General features: G+C 31.8%; 1 protein-coding gene. It reads left to right on the top strand.

Features of this window, described 5'->3' with window-relative positions; all coding sequences use genetic code 11:
- The coding region (locus ACGF5R_RS25160) for a hypothetical protein (RefSeq protein ID WP_387693393.1) at nucleotides 1–223 on the top strand (223 nt) is incomplete at both ends.

Genomic DNA, 223 nt, shown 5'->3' with positions numbered 1-223 from the left:
GATAGAGGCCCTTCTCCACATATGGCAAGAATCATATAAGAAAGAATGTGATGAATCTTATGCCATCGGTGCAATACAAGATCTGGTTTTTGGACTGCTAAAAGAAATAGAGGCAATGGAGAAACAGATAAAAAAGATTAAAGGCAAAAAGGAACCTGAAATAACAAACAATCAAATTAATGTCAGCAAAATAAAGTTTAAAGATTTATTAGATAAATCTGAA

It is taken from the genome of Photorhabdus sp. RM71S (assembly GCF_042879355.1).
In the GTDB taxonomy this organism is placed as follows: Bacteria; Pseudomonadota; Gammaproteobacteria; order Enterobacterales; family Enterobacteriaceae; genus Photorhabdus; species Photorhabdus kayaii.
Note: the sequence above shows the minus strand (reverse complement) of the source record. Positions and strands in the feature narration are given on the sequence as shown.